Below are 24,042 nucleotides of genomic sequence, written 5' to 3' on the forward strand. Positions count from 1 at the left end.
ATCAATCACTTCACGCTTTTGTTCTGGCGGCCGATGACAAATGCCGTGATACCCGCACAACCAAGACTGACCGCCAGAAGCAGCCAGCCGCAAAACTTCATGGTTTCGATCTGTCCGGGCAGCTTGTGGGAGAGATCATTCCCGCCCGCTCCGCTCTCATCGGGATGGAGAAATTTCAGCCGGTTGTAGAACGGAATCGGCTTTTCCAAGGCGAGAAAGACGTGCTTCGGCTTCTTATTCCGATAATCATTCCGGAAGGTTTCCGCCTCGCGGACCAGCAGCTCGATCCGCTCATTGACGAAGTAAGTATAGGTCGGCTTCACATCATCTCCCTCCGGCCAGACTTTCATGGTGGCGACCTCGATCGGCGTGCCACCCGCTACCATACGGCGAATTCTGGAAACCAAATCCGCGGCTTCCTTCTGATCGCGCGCGCCGGAAGCGACGAGACGCCGGAGGCCTTCCTTCACCATCTCAAACCGCTCAATCTCTTCCTTGTCCATCTCACTGCCCTGATCGCGGGCGCGATCGATTTTCCGCTGCATCCGGATGCGCTCCAGCTCGAAGGGGTTGCGGGTTGCCTGGGCGACAAGCATGCCCTCGAAAGCGTAACGAAGCGGCATCACCATCGCCGGCACGGGCACTCCCCCGTGATCCCGTTCCAGTTTCACCTCATTGAAAAGGCCTCGGTTCATTTCCTTGAAAGGGACCAGCGCCCCTGCCAGAAGCATCTGCGGAACAAGCAGTAGCGGCACCGCCGTAAGTGCCGCTCGTTCGGTTTTCACCAATGACGAGACCACCAGCGCCATGCCGGTGCCGGTCAATGCGGTGAGTGTCATCCAGATCCAGTGGTAAAGCAGCACTCCCTCGATCTCCAGGAAATGGTTGCCCACCACCAGATAGGTGAAGCACTGCATCGCCGCCACAAGGCCCAAGGCGAGAAACTTTGCGCTGACATAGGTGACTCCACCCGGCTGGCAGTTCCGCTCCCGCCGCAGCACTGCCCGATCCCGCAGAATTTCCGTAGCGGAATTTGTCAATCCAAGGAACATCGCCACCGTCACGCTCAGGAAAAGGTATGCCGGGATATGCAAAGCCGTGGAAAACTGGTAGCTGCCAGTCGGCGATGAGCGGAGCGTGATCGCGATAAGCGCCGCCAGGATAGGAGCCTCCAGGAACGTGCTGTAAAGTGTGCCGCGGCTCCGGATTTTCGAAAGTAGCGAGCGCTCGAAATGGGTCGCAAAAATCAGCAGCACAGCCCGCCAACGGCGTGTCGGTGTAGGCGGAACGGGCAGCCTCTCGATCCCGGCGTTGCTGAGTCGGCTCGGCGGAGACGCATCCCGCTGCAGCGATCGGAGCAGCGATTGGCTTTCGAAGCGCTCTTGCCAAAAAGTCGGCGGGAAGCGCCGCACCGCACCGGTATTGCCTCCATCCCCGATGGAACTGAGAGGCGTCTCCAGCACATCAAAGACGAAATCCGCGCCGAGTGGTGTTTTCGCCACCATCGAAGGATGGGAAATGCCCAGTTCCTCGCAGGCATCCCGATAGTAGCTGACCATCTGCGCAGGAGTGCCGAAAAATGCCATTTTGCCGCCGCTATCGATAAGCAGAACTTTATCAAAAAGCCTTAAAACACTGGCTCCCGGGCGGTGCAGGGAGGCGATCACGATTTTTTCCCGCGCCAAGGCCCGCAAGGTCTCGGCAACATGCTCGGAGTCTTTTGAAGACAGCCCTGAGATAGGCTCGTCAAAAAGGAAAAGCTCCGCCCGGCTACCGAGATCCACGCCCAGGTTCAGCCGGCTTCGCTCGCCGCCGGAGATCGTTTTTTCCCCTTGAGAGCCCACCCGCCGCCGCGCGATCCGTTGCAGCCCGAGCTCCGCAAGCATGCTGTCCACACGCCTGTCGTGCTCCGCGAGTGCAAGACCCGGCCGCCGCACCATCACTCCATGCCGCAAGTGCTCCCGCACCGTTAGCTGGGGATTCAGAGCTTCCTCCTGAGGCATATGGGCGATGAATGGCACCAGCCTTTCGCGGTGTTCGTAGAGCGAGATGCCATTCAGCTTCACCTTGCCACGAGTCGGCTTCCGCTGGCCGGAGAGAACTGCCAGCAAGGTGCTTTTTCCGCTGCCGCTGGGCCCGATGATGCAAAGCATTTCCCCCCGCCGGACCTCAAAGTTGATTTGATCGAGCGCCCGCGAGTCCTTCCCGAAATCGTGGATCAGGCCATCGACCTCAAGCGATTCGATCTGGGTCCTTTCCTCATCGAGGAAGCCTTCGGAAAAGCGGCACCGCACGGCTTGGCTGCCGGAAAGACGAATTAGCGATCCATCGCGTAAGGTTGCCCGCTGGCGAACCGGAAGGCCATCCACCAGCACCGGTCCGTTCGCCTCGCGGATTTCAAGCTTTCCGGTTGCGCTTTCGCTGTCGAACCGAATGAAAAGCACCGTGCGCGGAGCCAGCTTCGCCCCGAGCAAAAGATCCCCACTACTCAGCGCTCCCGCATCATTGGAAACCATGTATTCCTGACGCTCGGTGACCAGGCGGAAGCGACGGCCGGATTGCAATGCGCGCTTCCGCAAATCGTTCATCGTCAAGCTGAAGCCTGCAGCTCCTCCGACCCGCTCATGGTTGCGACAATAGACGATATCGCCCACCTTGAGAGCGCCTTTGCTGCCGACGTGGAGGCTCGTCTCCGAAAGCACTTCCACTTCTGCTTCGAGGCCGAATTTTACCCTCAATTCACTGCCTCTGGCCCGCGTCCGCTCCGCTACGAGGCCTTCCTCGCCCGCCTCCAGATACAGCGATGGCATATTTCCCATCCGCCGCACATCGAGGAAAAAGCGCAAATCGTCATAGCCCAGAATCCAGCCCGGGACTACCAGCTCCTGGCGCTCCCGCACTCGAAGAAATGCCCCTGTGGAAAGCGATTTTCCACGCACCCAGAGAGGCGGCGTGCCGGTGTTCCGGAGAAGGATGAGATCCCCCACACGGTAGATCCGGAATTCCTGCTCCCCCGCAGCCGGAGGGAGGGTGACATCCGCATCCGCCCCGCCGAAGATCAGCCGCTCAAAAGGCAAGTCAGACGCCGCCACCTCCTCCTCGCCTCCACGCATTTCCCGCAAGATCGCTGCGCCAACCTCCGGCTTGCCCAGCCTGCGCATGAAAATCTCAAACGTGGCGCGGCTCCGCTCCGAGCGCCCCGCAGCATCGACCAACGTGTAAAGCTGGAGACCTATCGCAAGCTTCCCCACATCGTCCAAAGCGGTTCGCAGATCAGCAGCCAGACCTTGCAGCGGCTTCGGGCTTTTCACCGCCCTACGCAGTCTTCTCGTCAGCCATGAGTGATCCACTTCCGGAAAGGCACTGCGCAGCATGTCGAGAATGAGATCCGCCTCTACCGCACTTAGCACGTCATCCAGTGTCGCAAATGCCGCGAAGGCGTCCACCAGTGCGCCGACCTGCCCTTCGGATCGTTTCCCCAGCCTCCCAAACCGCCCGAAGCCAGGCACCCAGCCTAGCGCATCTTTCCCGGTGATCGTTTTTTTCCAGAAGGAAACCTCACTCCCGCCACGCTCCTCATTATTCTCGCCATCACCTTCCATCGCTCTGCCCATTTCCACCTATGCGACAGCCCTTGGCAATCCGCTTTCTCGACCCATCGCTCATAAATCCAGTCGATTCCGCGTAAATACAGGGGAGCCGATTTCCAAAGCGGCTCGACATCCGTGCGATTTACGCTCTTTTCGTCTTATGGAACAACCACCGCCATTATCGCCCGAAGATGCAGTGTATATGGAGCAACATTCTCTCGGACAGCCACAACCGGTGAAAATCTTCGGCATCCTGCATATCGTGTTCGGGGCTTTCGGTAGCATCAGTCTGATATGGACTGCGATTGTCCTAGCGATGGGAAACCCCGCCCAAAAATTGACGCCTCCCACTCCCGAATTGACGGCCCAGTTCGAGTCACAGGAAGCCTTACAAGCGCAGATGATGCCTATTACGCTCGTTTCCACGGTGATCGCGATCATTGTGACGGTTTTGATAATTACCGCAGGGATAAAACTTCTTAAAAAGCGTGCTTCCGGTCTGAAGTGGTCCAACCGCTACGCCTGGACCTCACTGGCGGTGAAAGGAATTTCCCTTGTTCTCACACTGCTCTACACCCTTCCCGTGGTTGCGGATGCCACAGAGGCCAGCCTACCTGCTTCTATGCCCATTTCGCCGCGCCAGCTTATCATGATCACCACGGTGCTTGGCACACTTCTTAGCTGTATTTATCCGATCCTTACGCTCGCACTTCTGAATCGCCCGAAGATCAAATCATGGTTCGCGGCGCAGGCCGATTGATCGGCCAAAGAACATCGCACCGCAGCCAATCCGCATTCTCCGGGCCCCACAAACCTGCGATTCCATCCCGAAATTCCACACACCTGCTGAAAACACAGCGGCCCGGCCCGCGTATCCGGAACGAACAAGTTCCTTAGACATCCCTTCCACTCGAAATCCTGCGGACGGGATCTCCTCAATTTCGCATCCTTTCCTCTCTCCAGCATTATGTTCCTCTACCTGTTTCGCCAGTGGGCCCTAACCTCGTCCTTGCTTCTATCTGCCACCTCCATCGCCCAAGCAGACATTCCCCTTCTCGGAAAAAATCTGCCTAACCCGAGCCTGAATGACGGCGACTTCGACCAGGTCCGCGCTCACTGGCGCCAGTTCGTTCAATCGCCTTGTTGGAAGCCGGAATACATCGACGGCAAAGGGAACAGGCCCGTCGGTCTGGATCTGGGGAAAATCCATGGAGGGGGCAACGCCGCCGTGGATTTCGCCTCCGTGGCGCTGACCGGAGAGGATTCCGCCTACCCCAAACCCATCGCCGGCGACGTCCTGGAGTGGACGTTTGCCGCTCGGGCCGAGTATCCTTGTGATGCCGGAGTCAGCATGGGGCTCGTATTCGGGGAAAAGCTCCATCTCGTCGCCGATCAAAAATCCGTCCCTGGCGGCAATGTCGAAAACGCCGTTTTCAGTGGTTCCTATACCGTCTCGGAGGAAGATGCGAAGCAAGGCGATCTCTCCGTCAAGCTCACCCTCTATTCATCGGACGACACCAAGGTCTACGTCGATTACGTCGATCTGAAAGTCCTACGCGCGGAGAGCGCCGGGCCAGCCACCCTGACCGCGGAGCCGGTCGATTCCGGCATCGGGCTGCATTGGCCGGCTTCATCGCCCGGCACCCGTTACCACGTCTATCGCAGTTCTTCCCCGAGAAAGGATTTCCAGCGTATCGCTACCAGTATCCCTGCCAATCGATTCACCGATTCGAAGGTCATCAATGGCCTGACCAATTATTACTTCGTCACCCGCGCAGGAGACAAGGAATCCTCTGCTTCCCCGTTTGCAAGCGCCCGGAAAGTGGACACTGTCCCTCCCCACGCGCCTCATGCCGTGACAGCCCGCGGCGAGGATACCGTGATTCAGCTCCGCTGGAAATCCGACGATGACGACATCGCCAGTTACAACATCTTCCGCGGAGATGCCGAGGGAAACCACCTGTCCCGGATCGGAAAGGCAGGCAAACAGCAATCGTTTCAGGACATGCTGCCGGTCAAGGGCGTCCAGAACACTTATGTGATCCAGGCCATCGACCACAGCGGCAACGTCAGTGAGTTTTCCGAGAAAGTCACCGCCACGGTTAAAGCCGTGCCAGGCGCCTCGTTCAGCGATCTCATCCTACCGATTCCGATCCAGAGTCAGCTGCGCTCCGACCTCTGGGGAACGGAGGATGTCCTGCCCCGGGATCCCAAAGACGGAGTCGAAAGCCCGGACTGGACCTACTGGGGCGGCAGAGTCGTCAAGGACAAGCACGACGGCAAATACCATATCATCAACACCCGCTGGCCGGAATCCGCCCGCAAGGGACACTGGGAATGGCCGAACTCCACTGTGGCCCACCTGGTCTCCGAGCATCCGATCGGTCCCTACTCGGTGAAAGACGAGATCGCCTACACCTATCACAATGGACTCGGGCACAATCCGACGGTAACCCTTCTGAACGACGGTCGTTACATGCTCTATACGCTCGTCCAGTTCAAACCGATGATTTTCACCTCGGAGTCCATGAACGGCCCGTGGAATCTGGAGGGTGAGCTCACTGTCGAGCCGAACGATATCAACTATGACCACCAGCGCGACTACCAATACACCCGTAATCTCGGGTTCGTGCAGCGGGCGGATGGCTCCATGCTGGTTGTCAGCAAATTCGGCGCCATGATGCTCAGCGAGACCGGTCTGCTGGGCCCTTACAAGGTCCTCACAAAAACGGTAAATCACAACACGACCATCCCCGAGCTCTATCGAAAATCAAACTACGAGGATCCGGCGCTCTGGTATGATGGAGTGCAGTATCATATGCTGATCAATGCGTTTCTCGACTACCGTGCCATCCATCTCCGCTCCCCGGATGGCATCGATTGGAAATATGAATGCGGCCTCGCCTTCACTCCCACTTCCGCCGTTTATGCCGATGGCACCCGCAATCTTTGGGACAAGGTGGAACGCCCGCATGTCCTAGTCGATGATTTCGGCCGCGCCACCCACCTCTCGCTCGCCGCCAGCGATGCCCCGAAGGAAGATGACTACGGAAACGACAACCACAGCGCCAAAAATCTCATCCTTCCCCTTGTCGTCTACAAGCGCATGGAAATTCTCAACCCGGAGCCCATCGGCTCCTCCACCCAATCCATCCGCCTCCTTGTGCGCTCCGAGCCTGGCTTCGACGCGCAGAAAGACATGGATCCTGACTCCCTCCGCCTCGGAGGATGTGACGAGGTAAACTTCGGTGCAGGCTGTAAGGTCATCAACACCACCCGGCACAAGGATGGGGTTATCCTCGAGTTTGACTCCCACGGACATGGCCTCACGGAGCAAGACTTCACCTGCAAACTCATCGGAAGATCCACCGGGGGCGAACTCATCGTCGGCTATGCGAAATTGCCGGCAGGAAACTAAAAACCTAAAAGAAACATGATTATCTCTCCACTGGGCACCCGCTCTCTTTCCTCCCGGAACCGCATGAACTGGCAGCCGTTTGGCCTCGGTTTGATCTTCATTCACATGAGCCTTGCCGGATCAATGAGTGCGGCAGAGAAACCTCCCGGCTCGCTTGACCTCAAGGCAGCCCACCGGGGCACTCCCGAAATTGACATAGCTCTACTCGACCTCTCGGAGCCGCCGGAATCGATCCGCAGCTTCTTCAGTGAAGCCCGGCAGGCGTTCGCGGCCAATCCCATGGCCACCTTCGCGCAGCTACCGACAATCCGCGAAGCCGCCGAAAAATACGAGATCTCCATACTCGGGGGGCCGATGCTCGGAGCGGTTTCCGCCGAAGGTGCCCGCGTCTGGATCCGCACCCGGAAGCCGGCTCAAGTCACCGTCCAGGTGCAGATCAACGGAGAGGAAAAACAATTCGGCCCCGTTGCAAGCACTCCGGAAAGCGATTTTACCGCAGTCGTTCCCGTGACGGGATTGCAGGCGAACACCTCCCACGCCTACCGGGTATTGGTCGATGGAAAACCCATCCCCATGCCTGCGGACTCCACCCTTACCACCACGCCCGGACCTGACGCGGCGATTCCTACAACCATCGCCTTTGGAGCGGATTTCCATAAGACCGGACTGTGGAACCAGGCGTTACTAGAGCGCATCCATCAGCAGAAAAGCTCCGCGCTACTCCTTTTGGGCGATGGAGCCGTGGATGACCGGGAAAATCGTGTCGGTCTGCACAGATCGGATTACCTCCTGCGGGATCTTTCACCCGGCTGGCGCAAACTGGTCGCTTCCACTCCTGTCTACGCGACATGGGATGATCATGATTATTTCAACAACGATCTTTCGGGAGTCCCCAAGGGCTTCACCGCGGAGGATCGCTCCGCCGTCCGGAAAGTCTGGACACAGTCGTGGAATAATCCCTCCTACGGCTTCGAGGATCGGAACGAAGGAATTTTTTTCCGCACCCGCATCGGTCCCTGCGATGTGATCATGCTGGACACCCGTTATTTTCGCACCGCGAAGGGCAAGCCGGATAACTTTTTGGGCGAGGCACAGCTCCAGTGGCTGGAGAAAGAACTGGCCGCCTGCACCGGGCCTTTCATCTTCCTCAGCAGCGGCACCATGTGGAGCGACAATATCACAGCGGGAAAAGACTCCTGGGGGACCTGGGATCCGGAGACGCGTGAACGCATCTTTTCCTTCATCGAGGAAAAGAGAATCGGCGGAGTGATGTTACTTTCCGGAGACCGCCATGGAGCAAGGGTTGTCCGCATTCCGCGGGCCTCGGGTTTCGACTTCTGGGAGTTCGAGCTCGGCAGCCTGGGCGCACACCCCGGGCCGCCGGCGATCGGGAAGCCTGCGGAAGACCAGCCCTTCGGTATGATCGGCAAATCACTTTTCGGCGTTTGCTCCTTCGATACCACTTTGCCGGATCCCACCGCGACCATCCGCATTCTGGACGCCAAGGGCCAATCCCATTACGAAGTCTCGCTGACACGGAGCCAACTGACTCCTCCGGCCCGGTAATCATTGGGATTGCTACACCGGCCAGTGAATGGGATCGATCGATATCCCATGCGGATGAAGTAGTGCTGCACTGTGTCCCAAACCTCCGCCTTCTTCCGGAAGGCTTTCGCCGGCTATTGGCGGACTAGGTAAAAACTTCGGCAGGTCACCCGCATCAGCCAAATAGTAGGATGAACCTGCCTGCTCCGGAGATCTATGAGGGTTATTTTCCGTGAACCGAAAAATCCACACTCCGGCCCGCCAAAGGTCCGCAACCTCCTCTGGCTTCAATCGACAACCCAAGATAAAATGAAACTCGCACTCAGCCTCACCATTGCGCTCGGCACCGGAACTCTTGCCCTTGCCGCCCCCCTAGAAAAACCGAACATCATCATGGTCTTTGCGGACGATATCAGCGCCCGTGAGCTCCCTGTTTATGGCTCCAGCGTATGGACCGGTCCCTGGCGCAACGATACCAGCGATCCGCAATATCGGGCCAAAACGCCGGTCCTTGATCAGCTGGCCAGCGAGGGCTGCTGGGTCACCACGCCCTGGGCCGCCACCGTCTGCTCTCCCAGCCGTGCCATGATGATGACCGGCCGCTATGCCCACCTTCACAAGTGGTGGGACAACAAGCTCAAGGGCAAGTATCTCGACTCCTCGGGAAAAGCCTCCGTCTGGCCGCTTTATGAAAGCTCCCCGCTGCAGCTAGGTCACCTCGCCCAGAAAGCCGGTTACGCCACCTACTGGGCTGGCAAAACCCAGATGGCCGGAGATCTCACCCGCTATGGCTACGATGAAGGCTGCTTCACTCCGGGGAATCTCGAGGACAAAGACAATCCCTACACCGATTTCAAACTTGAATACCGCAAAATCAACGGCGAGCGCACCGTCGTCAATGTCGACACCGGGAAACCCGCCGACACCTATCTCCAGCACGGCTGGTATTGGTTTCCCCATGTCCGGTTGATGAATCATCCCGGAGAAAAGACGTTCTCGTGGTGGCCGAACGATGAGGAATCAAAGAAAGAGTTCGGCCTGGCGACCTACGGCCCCGATGTCGAGCTGGATTTCATCTTCGACTACATGGAGCGCCAACATGAGGCAAAGAAACCATTCTTCATCTATCACACCACCCACCTCGGCCACGATGGTTTTGACTGGCTCCACCCGGAGTCCGATAGCAGCTGGCCCGGCACTCCGGTCATCTCCTGGGATGGAGAAAAATATACGCGCACCGAGCCAAAGGTAACCGGCGACGATGGTATCTATGATACCCACGGAACCGTGACCGAGCCCGGCATGCACCGCCATATCAATTATCTCGATTATCAGATGTGGCTCTATCGGCAGAAGCTCGAAAAGATGGGCATCGCTGACAATACCGTGATCATCTTTTGCGCGGACAACGGCACCGGAGGCTATGGGAAAAACAGCCCGGATCGCCAGAAGGGAGTCCATGTGCCACTGATCATTTACGCACCGGGAATGACCAAGCACGGCCGCCAGGACGTTCTCGTCAACCTATCCGATTTTTTCCCCACCATCGCCGATCTCACTGGAGCGGAAATACCGGCAAATTATGAGCAAAACGGCGAAAGCCTCCTCCCATTTCTCTTCACCGACAAGCCGGCTCACCGGGAATGGGTCTACGGCTACCGTGGATATATGCAGTTGATTCGCGGCAGCCATGTCATGCGCGACGGTTTCGGCAAATGGTGGGATGTCTCGGAGACACCTGCGGATCTTATCAGCTTCACCGAGATTACCGATTGGGATGCCGTCTCGGAAGTTCACCGTGCGGAGCGTGCCAAGCTCGAGGCCGTTTTGCCAAAATTTGGCGTGAAGACCAATGGACCGAACGCTCCAGGCACTCCGGATTCACCTGAGAAAACGAAGACCAAGAAGAAGTCCAAGGAAGAGAAAAAGCAGAAAAAGGCCAAACCGGCCGCTGATAGCAAATAGCCGGACAGTCCCCCATTTCGATGAATCATCCGGTCCCCAAATGTCTAGCTCTCATCGGAGTGTGTCTGCTCGGGACGATGGCTCTAGCCCAAGAGGCCTGCGACTCGATATTGGAAATCCGCCAACTCGGTCGCAAGGAAGCCGCAAAGTCCCACCCTGTCGATCTTACCGCTCAAGTCCTTCGACTTAGCACCCGCGGTGGCGGATTTTTCGCTCACGACGGCGAGTCTGGAATCTACGTCCGCGGCCTCGCCAGGTCAAAATCCCAGATCGACCCCGTGCCCGGAGATATCGTCCATATCCGGGGAATCACCTCGGCATCGGATTTCTCCCCCTCAATCCAAGGCAGCCAATTCGAAATCACCGGCCATGCCACGCTCCCGAAACCCACGCAGTTGTCCGCGAGCGAATATCACCTTCCTGCTCTCGACTGTTCGTGGGTTTCCATCCGCGGTGCCATCGTTTCCATCACCCCCGTCCGGTCGCACAACGCGATCATGCTGGAATTGAAAAAGAATGAAATTCTGGCCCAAGTCCAGGTTCCTTACTCGCATGATGCCATGGCTCTGTTAGCGGAATTGGCGCTCAACCGCGTCAGCATCACGGCCGTGGCAGGCACGGTCTTCAATGATCGAGGCCAGGCAACCGATCGCATCTTCTTCGCCAACTCCCCCGCCGACTTCGAGATCCTCCGCAGGAACACACCCTCTCCCACATCCCAGGTTGTGCCGATCTCAGCACTCATGACCTATGGCTTCGAGCCACGCACACCAGTCAAAACCCGGGGGACCATCACTCATATCAACGGGCAGGATATCTATCTCGTGGACGAAGGTGCCACCCTCATGGCCACCATTCCTTCCAACAGCAAAATCACGATCGGCGACGTGGTCGAGCTGGATGGGTTTGTCTGGTCCCAGCCGATCGGCCCGGCATTTCTCGCCCAGGCGTTACGTGTGACTGGGAGCTCCCCGCCCCCGTATCCCATCCATTTCAACCCTGCGGAGCCCATCAGCAGTAGTTTGCACGGCGCCTTGGTCGAACTCGACGCCAAACTCCTCGAGACCATCGATAATATCGACTTCCGGGAAACAGACGCAACATCCCAGGGATTCCGCACGCTTCTGTGCCAATCCGGTGACAAGCTTTTCAAGGCACAGTTTTCCCCTTCGAATTTCACAGCTCCACCGCCTGCCCCCGGCTCCATTTTGCGCCTTACCGGCATTTGCAAACTGTTCCGCAACCAAGAGATCCCATGGCAAATGAGTATCGATAGCTTCGAGATCGACTTGCTCGCCGAGGGAGGCGTCTCGGTGGTGAGGCCCTCACCATGGTGGACCACCAACCGGCTCCTCTGGGGACTAGCTCTCACCTTCGGACTCCTGGCTCTGGTTTTCGGATGGGGCATCCTACTCCGACGCACGGTCGACCGTCAAACCCGCGTCATCGCTGCCAAGATCGAACGCGAGTCGACCTTGGAGGAACGCCAGCGCATCGCCCGGGAGTTCCACGACAGCCTGGAACAAGGACTTGCAGGCATGGCAATTCAGCTACGGTCCTGTATGAAACTCATGAATCGCCACGCGGAAAGAGCCATGAACTCGCTCCGTCACTCGCTTTCCCTGAGCAATCCCGCCGATAGAGCTTTGAGGTCCCATCTGGAAACCCGCAGGGAAGCAATGCAGCAAGAGCAGGCGAAAACTCTCGGCTCCCTCACCATTCTGCAGAACATGTTGAGCTACTGCAGTCTGGAAGCCCGCTCATCAATCCTTGATCTGCGTGGCGGGCTCCTGGAGTCCATGGACCTCACGACAGCTCTGCGCGCCACGCTTGAGCCTCTTTTCAACGACAGCGGAATCACCCTGCGGATCGCTTCCCAAGGCTCGCCGCCCCGTCTCCAAAGACGTATCGAAAACCACCTGTTCCGGATTGCAAAGGAAGCTGCTACAAATTCCCTACGGCATGCCAGGCCCGAACATGTCGCGATCCGTTTCTCGATCCGATCGCACCGTCTTGAGCTTGAAATTAGCGACGACGGCTGCGGTTTCGATCCGAAAATGGCCGAGCCTGTCGGACACTTCGGTCTGCAGGGCATGAAGGAACGTGCGCAAAAGATAGGCGCGACACTCGAAATCGATAGCTCCAGCACCGAGGGAACCCGGGTGCGGCTAAACCTCGATATGAAGCCTGAAGATCTCCTCCATTTATGAACTCCTCCCTGAAAATCTTCGTCGTCGACGACAATGCCATCATGAGGCTCGGCCTCTCGCAGGCGATCAACCATGAGGATGATCTCGAGCTTGTGGGCGCTGCGGCCACGGGTGAGGAAGGCATTGGACGCCTTGCAGATCTAGCTCCCGATATTGTGATTCTCGATTATCACATGCCGGGCATGGACGGCATCACCTGCGCCCGGCGGATTCTCGCCGGACAACCTTCCATTCGCATCATCCTGCTCAGTGTTTTCGATTCCGAGGAAGATATCTGGAAAGCCACCCAAGCTGGTGTCAGCGGCTACTTAACCAAAAAGGCAGGTGAGATCGAGGACGTCATCGCCGCCGTTCATGAAGTCGCTTCAGGCGGCACCTACTTTCCCGCGACCATTGCCGCCAAGCTGCGGGAGCGTCGTCAACAGGCGGAGCTGACTCCCCGTGAACTGGAGGTTCTCAAACTTCTCGCCAATGGTTTCAGTAACAAGGATATCGTCGATGCTCTCGGGATTTCTCTCGCCACGGTTAAACTCCACATCACCAACCTGCGGGAAAAACTTGGAGCTGTGGACCGCACCCAAGCGGTGGTCACCGCTTATAAAAAAGGAATTCTCCGTCTCGAGGACTAGTTTGCAGCGCCGCCTACCTCGCCTTTTGGCTAGATTGACCGACTCGTGGCCCCGCTGCAATCTCCGCTAATTCCTGAGTAGGGCTTATCCTGCCTTTCTCAATCGAAAACCAAATCCATCCAGTCATTACCACTATGAAAAAGACCTTCAAACAATCCCTCCCTGTCATCGCCGGAATCGGAGCGATTTTCCTCTTCAATGGTGAATCCCAGGCCGCGACCCTCATCACCGCCAACGTCGATGGCGCCGCAGAGCAAAGCACCTCACTCGGCTCCATTTCCGCAGCCACCGTCGTTGGAACCCCCGGCACCGACTCGACGATCAGCACCACCTACACCATCTCCGGCCTGGATCTTTCGGCAGAGGAGGCGGGCGCCACCAACGTCAGTTTTAAATTCACCGTCACCTACGTGGGCAGCAACAGCAACAACAGCAATCCACTGGACGTAAGTTTCAGCGATTTGGGCAACGTCGGCGTCGGCGGCAACCAGTTCAACGGTGCCGAGTTGCTGACGATCTCCGTCTCTGCACCCACCGACGTCATCGGCTTCGGCGGCACCATCAAATTCGACGGCTTCACCAGTTGGACCGCGGGCAACTTCGGCAACACCCCCGACAGCCAGAGCCTGACCTATGGCACAAACATCATTGAGTTCCAAAACTCGACTGACACCTCGGGCTCCACTTACACGGTTGGCTCCGGCTTTAGCGGCACCCTTCAGGCGGTGAATACCTTCACAGCCCAAGCGATCAATGGCTCCAACTCAATGCTAAATCAGGATCTGCAGTTTTCCGCTGTTCCTGAGCCTTCCTCCGCTTTCCTGCTCAGCCTGGGACTAAGCGGCCTCTTGCTCCGCCGCCGCAAGTAAAACACTACCCAGAAAAATTCTTCCAAAGGGTGCGCTGGAACTTCCGGCGCACCCTTCCCTTTCATGCCATTGCAGATTCCGTAGAACATCTCCTTTATGAAACGCATCATTCCCTCCTTGCTGCTACTGCTCGGTCCCGCTCTAGCTGCCCAGAAGCCAAACATCCTGTGGGTAATCACGGATGACCAACGGCTCGACTCGATCAGCGCCTTCAATCGCATGACCCGCGATCGCGATGACAGCCCCTTGGGCAAAGTGCTCTCCCCCAATGTCGACCGTCTTGCAGCGATGGGCACCACTTTCATCAATAGCTACAACCAAAATCCCAGCTGTGCCCCGAGCCGCACCATCATGCACTCGGGCCGCTACTCACACCGCACCGGGGTGTATGGGTTCGAATACTATTATCCGACCTCTGAGCTGGAGCACTGGCGGCCAATGATCCCGGAAGTGATGGCTGCCGATGCCGGATACCAGACGGTAAGCGTCGGTAAAGGTGGCCTCTACTATCGTCAGCCCGCGACCACTCCGAAAGGGAAACCCCAGGATTCCAACATCTATCAGGTCAATCTCGGCTACCGCCGCGAGTATGCCCCAAAAGGACTATACGATTGGGACAAGCAGACCGACTGGAAAAGCACGCCGAAACAGGTTTTCGAGGTTTTCCAGTTCTCTGACGGAGAGAAGCTCTCATGGCCCGTCACCAAGGGTGCCACCCCGGATGATCGTCCGGAAATCCGGGACCGTCTTGATATACTCCGCGCCTATTCCGCCGGGGACGACGAACACACCGGCATGGTGATCGGCGGGGTCAACCCCCAATCCGGCGATAAAACCCGCGATGGCTGGTTCCTGACGGAGCTGAGCCAATATCTCGACAATTGCGACCAACCCCACACCACCGTATACGGCAGCAAGCTCCAAGGCCCGAAATCAGCGGCACCGCTTTTCGTCCACCTCGGCTTCGAGGCCCCTCACACGCCGGTTCTTCCTCCACAGGAGTTCCGGGACAAGTTCAAGGGCATCACCTACGAGATCCCAGAGTTCACCAAGGAAGAACTCGCCGGCTTTCCGCCGCAAATCCAGAAACTCTACTCGCATAGCGCCAGCGACCACTACACCACAGCCGAGAAGCAGCAGATGGTCTCCGACTACTTCGCCTACTGCGCCTATGTCGATGATCTCGTTGGCAAGGCGGTCGATAAATTCATCGGCTACTCCGAGAAAAACCAACAACCGTGGATGGTCCTCTACGTCTGTGGCGATCACGGCTGGCGCCTCAACGAGCACGGCATGATCAGCAAGTTCGGCCCCTTTGATACCGATCTTCAGAACCCCATCATCGTCGCCTCCTCCGATAAAACGAGATTCCCGGCAGACAAGGTGGTCACGGATTTCACTACTTTCCTCGATATGGCTCCCACATTCTACGCTGCTGCGGGAATTGATCTGAACCAGCCAAGCTATGCCTATCTGGACGGAGAGGATCTCGCAAAAGTCGCCGGCGGCGCTCTGCCTCCGCGGGACTACATCATTGCGGAGCCCACGCACGTCATCGGCCCCCGCGCCGTGATCCGCACGAAGGAATACAAATTCAGCATGCGCATCCGCCCCGGCCGGATCGACGGGAAAAAAATCGATTGGGCCATCAAAGCCCCTCTGGAAGAGGTGGAACCGATGTTTTTCGACCTCCGTTCCGATCCCGAGGAGATTCACAACCTGGCCTCCGAGTCCCATTACCGTCCGGTCATCGACGTGCTGCGTAAAAAGCTTCAGGACATCGTTCTCGGCGATGGTCGGGTGGAGTGCAAATGGGATGCAAAGGGCGATACCACCGTCGTCACCAGCAACTTCGCACCCGGAGCCGACGATGGAAAAATCAGCCTGCCCGGGATCACCCCACTCGCCCGCTGATGCCCGTGGAAATTTCCCGCCGGATCGGGCAAGCTCGATTCCGCAGTGGAATTCTGAAACAGTGGTGCCGGATTCACCGGCTTTGTTAATGTTTCAATTTTTCAACCCCTACTCCAAGCTCCAGACCCCATGATACGTTATCTGTCTTTTCCCGTCATTTTCGTCACGCAGTTTGCCGCCCATGCTTCTGCTCAGGAACCACCGGACGAGGCACTGGGAAAGGAGGCCTATCAAGCCAATTGCATGGCATGCCATCAGGCGGACCTCCGTCTGGTCGGCCCGTCATTGGTCGCCATCGCGGAAACCTATCCTCTGGAAAAGGAGGCGGAGTTCATCCAATGGGCGAAGGCTCCCGGTAAAAAGGATCCGAAACTCCTGCAAATGCCACCCATGTCCCATCTCCCGGATGAAACCCTTGCAGCGATTCACAAGTTCATGCTCGGGGAGGCAAAGGGAAAAACAGAGCAAAAGGCGGGAAGCCAGTATGATACCTACAAGGAGCCTGTGAGGGAGCTGCCATACGTTGTCCGGGCATTTTTACCGGATGCCAGCCCGGCATCGGTAGCGGTGGTTTTGAAAGACGGCATTAGTCTCTGCTGGGATACGGAAGCCTGCCGCTTCCGCTATGCCTGGGCGGGCGATAAGACCCGGCTACGCCAGGGACATACCGTGGTGAACCTCCGGCAAAAGCCCTTTTACCGCGAGAGCGCACCCGCGCTATGGTCCTTCGCCGGAGATGACGAGCCGCAGTTTCATGGATATCGTCTGCACGAAGATGGCACGCCCGAGTTTGCCTATTCTTTCGGCGATATTGAAATCCGGGAGCGAATCAGCAACGGCGCGGAAGCAGGCAGCTTTGTCCGCCATTTCACCCTGTCGAAACCCTTGGAAAAACTGAGCCTGAATCTTGAGCAGGATTCCTCCGCACGGGTTTCCGCCGACAAGGGTGAGCTCAATAACCATACGCTGACGCTTACCGCCGGCGACACAAAGTCCTTCACCCTCACCATTTCAAAACCATGAAGTTTACCCGTTCACTTTGGATCCATTTCCTCGGCTGCACCTTACTGGCCGCCCCACTGTCGGTGGCTCAGCAATCCGATTGGTCACCTTACTATTCCTTTGAAAAAGTGGCCTTGCCTAAGACGGTCGACCATCAGGTCGGCGGCTTGACCACCCTCAGCGACGGCCGGATCGCAGCCTGCTTCGACAGCGGCGAGGTTCTTTTTTACGAGCCGGAAACGGGAACCTGGAGCGAGTTCGCCCGTGGCCTGATGAGCCCTCTCGGACTCCTTGAGGAACCTTCCGGCTCCCTGCTTGTCATGCAGTGGGCAGAGCTGACGCGGCTCACCGACACCAATTCCGATGGCAAGGCGGACTTTTATGAAACCGTCTGCGACGACTTCGGCATCAGCGGAAACTATCACGAGTTCGCCTACGGCCCCGCCCGTGACAAGGACGGCAATCTCTACATCGCGCTCAACGTCGCATCCAACAATGGCGGCGTGTTTGAGCACGTCCGCGGTCCCTGGTCACCAATCGGGCTCGCGAAAGAACATATGGACGCCTCCAACGGCAAAAAAATCACTGACAAATACAAGAAGGATGCCGGCCGCATGTTTTCCCGAGTTCCCCTGCGCGGCTGGGTGCTCAAGATCACACCCGAAGGCAAAATGGAACCCTTTGCCAGCGGTTTCCGCTCTCCGGACGGCATCGGCTTTGATGATGAGGGACGCCTTTGGGTTACCGACAACCAAGGCGACTGGAAAGCGACCAATCCTCTCTATCACGTGGAGCAGGGGAATTTTTACGGCCATCCGGCCTCGCTGATCTGGCAGGATGGCTGGGACGGGCGGAATCCTCTCGATGTGCCTGTCGAGGAGCTGGAGACCATGCGCACCAGAGAGGCGGCACTCATCCCCTACGGAGACATGGCAAACTCTTTGACACAACCCATCCCGACGATTGATCCGGAGCTTTTCGGCCTGCCGCGGGGCGAGTTGCTCATTGGCGATATGAACCAGCCGAATCTGATTCGTTTCCTCAGCGAGGAGGTCGGAGGCACCGTGCAGGGAGCGGCAATTCCGTTTCTCTTTACCACCAGGCTGGGAATCGGCAACCACCGCTTCACCTTCGGCAAAGACGGCGCACTCTGGATCGGCAAAACCCACCTGAAATGGGCGGGTGACGAGGGACTGCTGAAAGTCACTTGGAATCAGAAGCCGATGTTCCTCGTGGAAAAAGTCCAGCTTCTCGAAAACGGCTTTGAGATTCACTTCAACAAGCCACTCTCAACCGATGCCCCGGCCTGGAAAATCTCGCGACACACCTACCACTATCATGCCGATTACGGCTCGCCGCGCGTTGACCTGCAAAAGGTGGAGCCTTCGGAAATCTCCGTCAGCGAGGACCGCCGGTCGGTCCGGCTCGTCCTCCCCGAGATCAAGACAAACTACCTCTACTCCATCACTGCGGACCACGCCACCAGCGCGGATAAGGAAGCCCTGATGGGCCATGTGATGCACTACTTCGTGAACAAAGCCGCCACGGCGGAAGCGGAGTTCGAGGATCTCTTGGGCAGTGGCGATTTGTCGAAATTTTCCACCGGGGCGCAAGGCAAGTCATGGACGCTGAAGGATGGAGTTCTCTCGCGGGGTGCCAAAAAGGTTGGCAGCCTGAGAACCAAACAGAAATACAAGAATTTCGAGCTGAAATTTGATTGGAAAATCAGCGCTGGCGGTAACAGCGGCGTAATTTACCGCAGCCAGAAGGGCAAGGGACTGGAATACCAGGTGCTCGACGATGCTGGCCACATCCGTGGAAAAACTCCCGCTACCTCTGCCTCCGCACTGTATGACCTCGCGGAACCCTCGGCGGAGAAAAACTGCCACCCGGCGGGCGAATGGAACAGCGCCCGCATCGTCTCAAACGGGAATCACATCGAGCACTGGCTCAATGGCACCAAGGTTCTTGAGATCGAAATCGGAAGCGATGAGTGGAAGCGGAGTTTTACAAAAAGCAAATTCAAGGATCTCGAAAACTTTGCTGAAACGGAAAGCCCCATCGAATTCCAGGATCACGGCGCCGATGTCTTCTACCGGAACATCCTGATCCGCGACCTTTAACCCTCCGACCTCTCTTCCACTGTGTCTCGATCTCTTCACCTAGCCTGCGTGCTGGCTTCGCTTCTGACCTCTGTGTCCCAGGCGGCGGTTGCTGCGAAAACCAATGTGCTCTTCATCTGCATCGATGATATGCGGCCCCAAACCGCCGCCTATGGGCAGAAGCACATGCTCACTCCGAACCTCGACAAAATCGCCTCCGAGGGGCGTTTGTTCCGCCGTCACTACGTGCAGGTGCCGACCTGTGGGCCTTCACGCGCTAGCATGCTGACAGGCAGGACACCACGCTCCGGTGATGAGATCAATCACCACGCCCTGTCGAAAAAGCTCGCCGGGACGACCGAACCGGAGCAGCCCGAAACCCTGGTGCATCATTTCCGGCAGCATGGCTATCACACCGTCGGCATGGGAAAGATCAGCCACAGCGAGAACGGCTATCGATATGACAAGGAAACCAAAACCGGAGGCCCCGAGCTTCCCCACAGCTGGAGCGAGTTCGTAAAGCTGGAAATGCCGGAATGGAAGGGCTCGCTCCTCCACGGATTTGTTTCCGGAAAGGATCGGAAAAAAGGCGGGGTCGCCCCCTTCGAATCCGCGGAGGTGGAAGACATCGCCTATCCGGATGGCATGCTCGCAGAGCTTGCGAAAACCAAGCTGACGGAGCTCTCGGAGCACCAACAGCCCTTCTTTATGGCCGTAGGTTTCTACAAGCCTCATCTCCCTTTTACCGCACCCCGGAAATACTGGGATCTCTACGATCGCTCGGAGCTTCCCCTCTCGACCAACCCCGAACTCCCCGCCGCTGTCGATGCGGAATTTCTGCACAATAGCAACGAGTTCAGGAGCTATCGCGACCAACCCGAGCAGGCGGCCGCAGGGACACCGCTGTCCGATGACTATGCACGCCAAATCATCCACGCCCATTGCGCGGCCGTCTCCTTCGTGGATGCCCAGGTGGGCAAGGTGCTCGATCATTTACGTGAAACCGGTCTGGACAAAAACACCATCGTCGTCCTCTGGGGTGACCACGGTTGACACCTCGGTGACCACACAATCTGGGGAAAGCACAGCACCTTCGAGCGAGCCTTGAACAGCCTCCTGATCGTGCGGACCCCGGAGCTGGAAAAGCCCGGCATTCCCACCAATGGGCTGGTGGCCTCAATCGATCTCTATCCAACGCTCTGTGAACTAACCAAACTCCCGCTACCCGACGGTCTCGACGGCGAAAGCTTCGCCAAACTCGTCCGCGATCCCGATCAATCCGGCAAAGATTTCGTCGCCAGCTTCTGGAACGACATCATCAGTCTACGGACCGATCGCTACCGCATGGCGCTCTTTCACAATGATCAGAAGGAAGAGATCATGCTTTTTGATCACCAGACAGACCCCGACGAAACCACGAACATCGCCTCGCAGCACCCCGATGTCATTGGACGACTCAAGGCCATGGCAAAAGAGGCGAACCATGGCTTTCTCCCCCGTTTTCAAACCCAAAGCACCGCCCACTGATCTTTCATGAAATACGCCTCCTTCCGCTCTCTCCTGATTGCCACCTCAATTCCTGTTCTCACCTCCGCGCTAGCAGCCCAGGACGAGAAAGTCCTGCAATTCGGCAGGGAAACTTTCACATCCTGCTCGCTTTGCCACGGTGCTGACGGACGTGGAGGCAAAGCTGGGGACATTGTCATGGCGCCGAGCCTTCACGACTCGGCTTTCGTCGGATCAAGCCCGGAAGCTCTCGTCGCGATTATTCTGAAAGGCATTCACAAAGAGGATGACAAATATCTTCAGGTGATGGTTCCGCTGGAAGAGGCGCTCAATGACGAGCAAATCGCCGCAGTCAGCACCTATATCAGGAACGATTTCGCGGGGAAAAAAGGAGTTATCACTCCCAGGTTCGTGAAGAAGGTCCGCTCGGAGTTCAAATCGCGGACAACGGCATGGAAACGCAAGGAACTGGAGCAACTCCTGGCACGTCTGGAGGCCGGATCGCTGATCTCCAACCTCAGATACTCGATTTACGAGGGGCATTGGGAAGAACTCCCGGACTTTTCCACCCTCAAGCCATCCCAAACCGGAAAAATCGCAGGCAACAAGCTCACTCTCAATGTCGTTGAGAACTCCCAGCGTGCCTTCGCGGCGGTTTTCGAGGGGGATCTCACTCTCAAGCATTCGGACGACTACGAGTTCGCCCTTTGGGCGCTCAACCAGGGAGCCCTCATCGTGGATGGGGAAAACATGCTCGTCACAAAGGGCGAAAATGCCGCGAGCATCACCACTGCCACGGAGAAACTCGAGGCAGGTGAACATACTTTCAAAGTCCATTATCTCTTCAATGGCGGCAAAGCCCGGCTAGCCCTCTCAATGACGAGCAAAACTCTCGGAGAGATCAATCTCGGCGACCGTCCCATCAGCAACGGCAAGAATAAAAAAGAAACCGATTACCCACCGATCGTGCTGCAGCCGGAACACGGCGAGGCCATCGTCCACCGGGCCTTTTTACCCGATGAAAAGCCGCGTGCCATCGCGGTCGGCTATCCGGGCGGCATCAACCTCTCCTGGAATGCCGGCACGCTGAACCTCGCCCAGATATGGCGGGGTCCGTTTCTGGATGTCGCACCCCACTGGAATCACCGCGGATCCGGCAGCCAACCCCTCGGCGGCCCGCGGCTGGCTCCGGCAAACGGCATGCCTTTCCAGATCCTCGAGAGCCTGGAAACACCTTGGGTGGCCTTCTCCGAAGCGAAAATCAAATATGAACGGGACACCGCGAACCCGCAGAAACAGATCACCTTCGACATCGAGCACCCCGACTACCAGTTCGTCGGTTACCGCCTCGATGAAAAACGTTTCCCGACATTTATCTACCGCTACCGGAGCCTGGAAATCACCGATACGTTTGCTCCAGCGACACTGGAAGGGCAGGATGCCATTGTGCGCACGCTGAAACTCCAGGGGGAACCTGAAGCCAATCTCTATCTCCGCATCTGCGATACGTATTCTTCCGACAAGGAAGTTAAAGAAAACGAATGGATCACCACTGACAAGCTATCCATCAAACTGGAAGGAGCGCTGCCTCTCGCCCGAAAATCCACAGAGCAGTCCGAAATCCTCGCCCGCATCGAAAAGCCGGGCGAAATCAAGATCACCTATCGCTGGTTGGCACCCCGCAAAACCTCAAGCCCGGACACGAAACCGTCCAAACCGTAAGCCGCGAATCATCGGTAGAACTCCATTTCAGAAAACAGCCCATGAATACCCGATTTTCCCCATCTCTGATCACCGCGCTCGCCGCAGCCGCTCTGCACGGCACTGCCTTTTGCGAGGAGCCGAAAGAGTCGGACTACTACACCATTACCTCCTTCCAAGCCCCCGAAGGAGTCTCCGCGGAAGTGACCGGCATCACCCTGATGCCTGAAGACAAGGTCGCCGTCTGCACCCGGCGGGGGCAGGTCTGGACGATCGAGAATGCCTTCGCCCATCCCAGAACCCCTGCGAAGTGGAACCTTTTCGCGGAATATCTCCACGAGCCACTCGGACTTGCCTATAGGGACGGATGGCTCTACGCGGTGCAACGCCCCGAGGTCACCCGCATCAAGGATGAGGACGGAGATGGCCGCGCCGACTACTTCGAATGCGTCAGCGACGACTGGGGCATCAACGGAACGAACCATGAATACACCTTCGGTTCCCGTTTCGACAAGGAAGGCAATCTTTGGTGCGCTCTTTGCCTCACCGGCTCATTCACCTCGGATTCCATGTATCGCGGCTGGATCCTACGCGTCAATGAAGACGGCACCATGACTCCCACCGCCTCCGGCGTGCGCTCGCCGGGCGGTGTCGGATTCAATGCCGAAGGAGACGCGTTCTACACAGACAACCAGGGCGCGTGGAACGGGTCGAGTTCCCTGAAATGGATCAAGCCGGGCTCCTATCAAGGCAACCCCAATGGCAACATCTGGTATGAATACGCCGGTGATGTGATGGGAGAAAAGCCTCCACATCCCGACTACGAGACCGACGATCGCATCGAAGCGGTGCGCGAGCGGACACCCACCTTCATCCCGCCGGCCGTCATCTTTCCCCACCAGACTGTCGGGAACTCTCCCACCGGTATAGAACCCGATCTGAGCGAGGGAAAATTCGGCCCCTTTGGCGGTCAAGTCTTCGTCGCGGAACAAACACTTTCCCGGGTTCACCGCGTTTTCCTCGAGAAGGTCAACGGCTTTTACCAAGGCGCGATGTTCCCGTTTCTCGAAGGATTCAGCAGCGGCAACATCGGCCTTCTTCTAACGGAAAGTGGCGTAATGTTCACCGGCGGATCGAATCGTGGCTGGGGTGCCAAGGGCGGTAAACCCTACAGCTTCGAACGGGTCGACTGGACCGGCAAGACGCCTTTCGAAGTCCATGAAATGCGTGTCCGTGCCGATGGATTCGAGCTCACCTTCACCCAGCCCATTGACAGACAAAGCGCCACAGCGGACGCCTTGGAAATGGAAGCTTTCACCTACGGCTATGGAAAGAAATACGGGAGCCCGGAGCTGGATATCGTCCACCCGCAGCTGAGTATCTCTTCCGTGGCCGATGATGGCAAAAGCCTCGTCATCAAAGTCGACCCGATGACCAAGGGCCATGTGCATGCCTTGAGCCTTGCCGGTCTCCGGAATGAGGCAGGACAGCCTCTGCTCCACGCCGATGCCTACTATACGCTCAACGAAATCCCCTCGGAAAAATAGTAGCCTCCAATAACTCCAGCCAAACGCTTCAAAACACACCAACC

At 57.4% G+C, this 24,042-nt stretch carries 15 protein-coding genes; 14 read left to right on the forward strand and 1 reads right to left on the reverse strand.

Annotated features, from left to right (window positions below):
* Positions 1-5: 5 nt before the first annotated feature.
* On the reverse strand, positions 6-3,614 hold the full coding sequence (locus tag ACFSSA_RS02105; protein ID WP_386818117.1) for an ATP-binding cassette domain-containing protein: 3,609 nt from the start codon (positions 3,612-3,614) through the stop codon (positions 6-8).
* Positions 3,615-3,792: 178 nt separating this feature from the next.
* Between ACFSSA_RS02105 and ACFSSA_RS02110 the strand changes: the two genes are divergently transcribed.
* The 14 genes from ACFSSA_RS02110 (at position 3,793) to ACFSSA_RS02175 (ending at position 23,998) form a co-directional block, all read left to right on the forward strand.
* A complete protein-coding gene (locus ACFSSA_RS02110) occupies positions 3,793-4,350 on the forward strand; it encodes a hypothetical protein (RefSeq protein WP_386818118.1) in 558 nt (185 codons plus the stop codon).
* Positions 4,351-4,557: 207 nt separating this feature from the next.
* Positions 4,558-7,008: a hypothetical protein gene (locus tag ACFSSA_RS02115; protein ID WP_386818119.1), complete on the forward strand. Its 2,451-nt coding sequence runs from the start codon at positions 4,558-4,560 to the stop codon at positions 7,006-7,008.
* A 15-nt stretch (positions 7,009-7,023) separates the two neighbouring features.
* On the forward strand, positions 7,024-8,574 hold the full coding sequence (locus tag ACFSSA_RS02120; protein WP_386818120.1) for an alkaline phosphatase D family protein: 1,551 nt from the start codon (positions 7,024-7,026) through the stop codon (positions 8,572-8,574).
* Positions 8,575-8,862: 288 nt separating this feature from the next.
* Positions 8,863-10,518, forward strand: a complete 1,656-nt coding sequence (locus ACFSSA_RS02125) for a sulfatase-like hydrolase/transferase (protein WP_386818121.1) — start codon at positions 8,863-8,865, stop codon at positions 10,516-10,518.
* Positions 10,519-10,538: 20 nt separating this feature from the next.
* Positions 10,539-12,728, forward strand: a complete 2,190-nt coding sequence (locus tag ACFSSA_RS02130) for a sensor histidine kinase (RefSeq protein WP_386818122.1) — start codon at positions 10,539-10,541, stop codon at positions 12,726-12,728.
* Positions 12,725-13,357, forward strand: coding sequence for a response regulator (locus ACFSSA_RS02135; RefSeq protein ID WP_386818123.1), 633 nt, complete (start codon positions 12,725-12,727; stop codon positions 13,355-13,357). Before ACFSSA_RS02130 ends, ACFSSA_RS02135 begins: the two co-directional genes overlap by 4 nt.
* A gap of 134 nt (positions 13,358-13,491) precedes the next feature.
* Entirely contained in the window at positions 13,492-14,226 is a 735-nt protein-coding gene (locus tag ACFSSA_RS02140; protein WP_386818124.1) for a PEP-CTERM sorting domain-containing protein, read from the forward strand.
* A gap of 96 nt (positions 14,227-14,322) precedes the next feature.
* Positions 14,323-16,140 carry a sulfatase-like hydrolase/transferase gene (locus tag ACFSSA_RS02145; RefSeq protein ID WP_386818125.1) on the forward strand — a complete coding sequence of 606 codons (1,818 nt, stop codon included), beginning with the start codon at positions 14,323-14,325 and terminating at the stop codon, positions 16,138-16,140.
* A 129-nt stretch (positions 16,141-16,269) separates the two neighbouring features.
* Positions 16,270-17,163, forward strand: coding sequence for a c-type cytochrome (locus ACFSSA_RS02150; RefSeq protein ID WP_386818126.1), 894 nt, complete (start codon positions 16,270-16,272; stop codon positions 17,161-17,163).
* Positions 17,160-19,265: a 3-keto-alpha-glucoside-1,2-lyase-like domain-containing protein gene (locus ACFSSA_RS02155; RefSeq protein ID WP_386818127.1), complete on the forward strand. Its 2,106-nt coding sequence runs from the start codon at positions 17,160-17,162 to the stop codon at positions 19,263-19,265. The genes ACFSSA_RS02150 and ACFSSA_RS02155 overlap by 4 nt, the downstream gene beginning before the upstream one ends.
* Before the next feature lie 21 nt (positions 19,266-19,286).
* On the forward strand, positions 19,287-20,297 hold the full coding sequence (locus tag ACFSSA_RS02160; RefSeq protein WP_386818128.1) for a sulfatase-like hydrolase/transferase: 1,011 nt from the start codon (positions 19,287-19,289) through the stop codon (positions 20,295-20,297).
* An 18-nt stretch (positions 20,298-20,315) separates the two neighbouring features.
* Positions 20,316-20,771, forward strand: coding sequence for a sulfatase/phosphatase domain-containing protein (locus ACFSSA_RS02165; protein ID WP_386818675.1), 456 nt, complete (start codon positions 20,316-20,318; stop codon positions 20,769-20,771).
* 6 nt (positions 20,772-20,777) lie between these two features.
* Positions 20,778-22,472, forward strand: a complete 1,695-nt coding sequence (locus ACFSSA_RS02170) for a c-type cytochrome (protein WP_386818129.1) — start codon at positions 20,778-20,780, stop codon at positions 22,470-22,472.
* A gap of 41 nt (positions 22,473-22,513) precedes the next feature.
* Positions 22,514-23,998 carry a hypothetical protein gene (locus tag ACFSSA_RS02175; protein WP_386818130.1) on the forward strand — a complete coding sequence of 495 codons (1,485 nt, stop codon included), beginning with the start codon at positions 22,514-22,516 and terminating at the stop codon, positions 23,996-23,998.
* Positions 23,999-24,042 lie beyond the last annotated feature (44 nt).

The organism is Luteolibacter algae (assembly GCF_042683045.1).
Lineage (GTDB): Bacteria > Verrucomicrobiota > Verrucomicrobiia > Verrucomicrobiales > Akkermansiaceae > Luteolibacter > Luteolibacter algae.

Excerpts from the sequence above, each read along its gene's own strand:
- ACFSSA_RS02125 (WP_386818121.1), top strand. The coding sequence starts at position 8,863 with ATGAAACTCGCACTCAGCCTCACCATTGCGCTCGGCACCGGAACTCTT.
- ACFSSA_RS02155 (WP_386818127.1), top strand. The coding sequence starts at position 17,160 with ATGAAGTTTACCCGTTCACTTTGGATCCATTTCCTCGGCTGCACCTTA.
- ACFSSA_RS02140 (WP_386818124.1), top strand. The coding sequence starts at position 13,492 with ATGAAAAAGACCTTCAAACAATCCCTCCCTGTCATCGCCGGAATCGGA.
- ACFSSA_RS02120 (WP_386818120.1), top strand. The coding sequence starts at position 7,024 with ATGATTATCTCTCCACTGGGCACCCGCTCTCTTTCCTCCCGGAACCGC.
- ACFSSA_RS02150 (WP_386818126.1), top strand. The coding sequence starts at position 16,270 with ATGATACGTTATCTGTCTTTTCCCGTCATTTTCGTCACGCAGTTTGCC.
- ACFSSA_RS02135 (WP_386818123.1), top strand. The coding sequence starts at position 12,725 with ATGAACTCCTCCCTGAAAATCTTCGTCGTCGACGACAATGCCATCATG.
- ACFSSA_RS02145 (WP_386818125.1), top strand. The coding sequence starts at position 14,323 with ATGAAACGCATCATTCCCTCCTTGCTGCTACTGCTCGGTCCCGCTCTA.
- ACFSSA_RS02110 (WP_386818118.1), top strand. The coding sequence starts at position 3,793 with ATGGAGCAACATTCTCTCGGACAGCCACAACCGGTGAAAATCTTCGGC.
- ACFSSA_RS02175 (WP_386818130.1), top strand. The coding sequence starts at position 22,514 with ATGAATACCCGATTTTCCCCATCTCTGATCACCGCGCTCGCCGCAGCC.
- ACFSSA_RS02130 (WP_386818122.1), top strand. The coding sequence starts at position 10,539 with ATGAATCATCCGGTCCCCAAATGTCTAGCTCTCATCGGAGTGTGTCTG.
- ACFSSA_RS02115 (WP_386818119.1), top strand. The coding sequence starts at position 4,558 with ATGTTCCTCTACCTGTTTCGCCAGTGGGCCCTAACCTCGTCCTTGCTT.
- ACFSSA_RS02105 (WP_386818117.1), bottom strand. The coding sequence starts at position 3,614 with ATGGGCAGAGCGATGGAAGGTGATGGCGAGAATAATGAGGAGCGTGGC.
- ACFSSA_RS02170 (WP_386818129.1), top strand. The coding sequence starts at position 20,778 with ATGAAATACGCCTCCTTCCGCTCTCTCCTGATTGCCACCTCAATTCCT.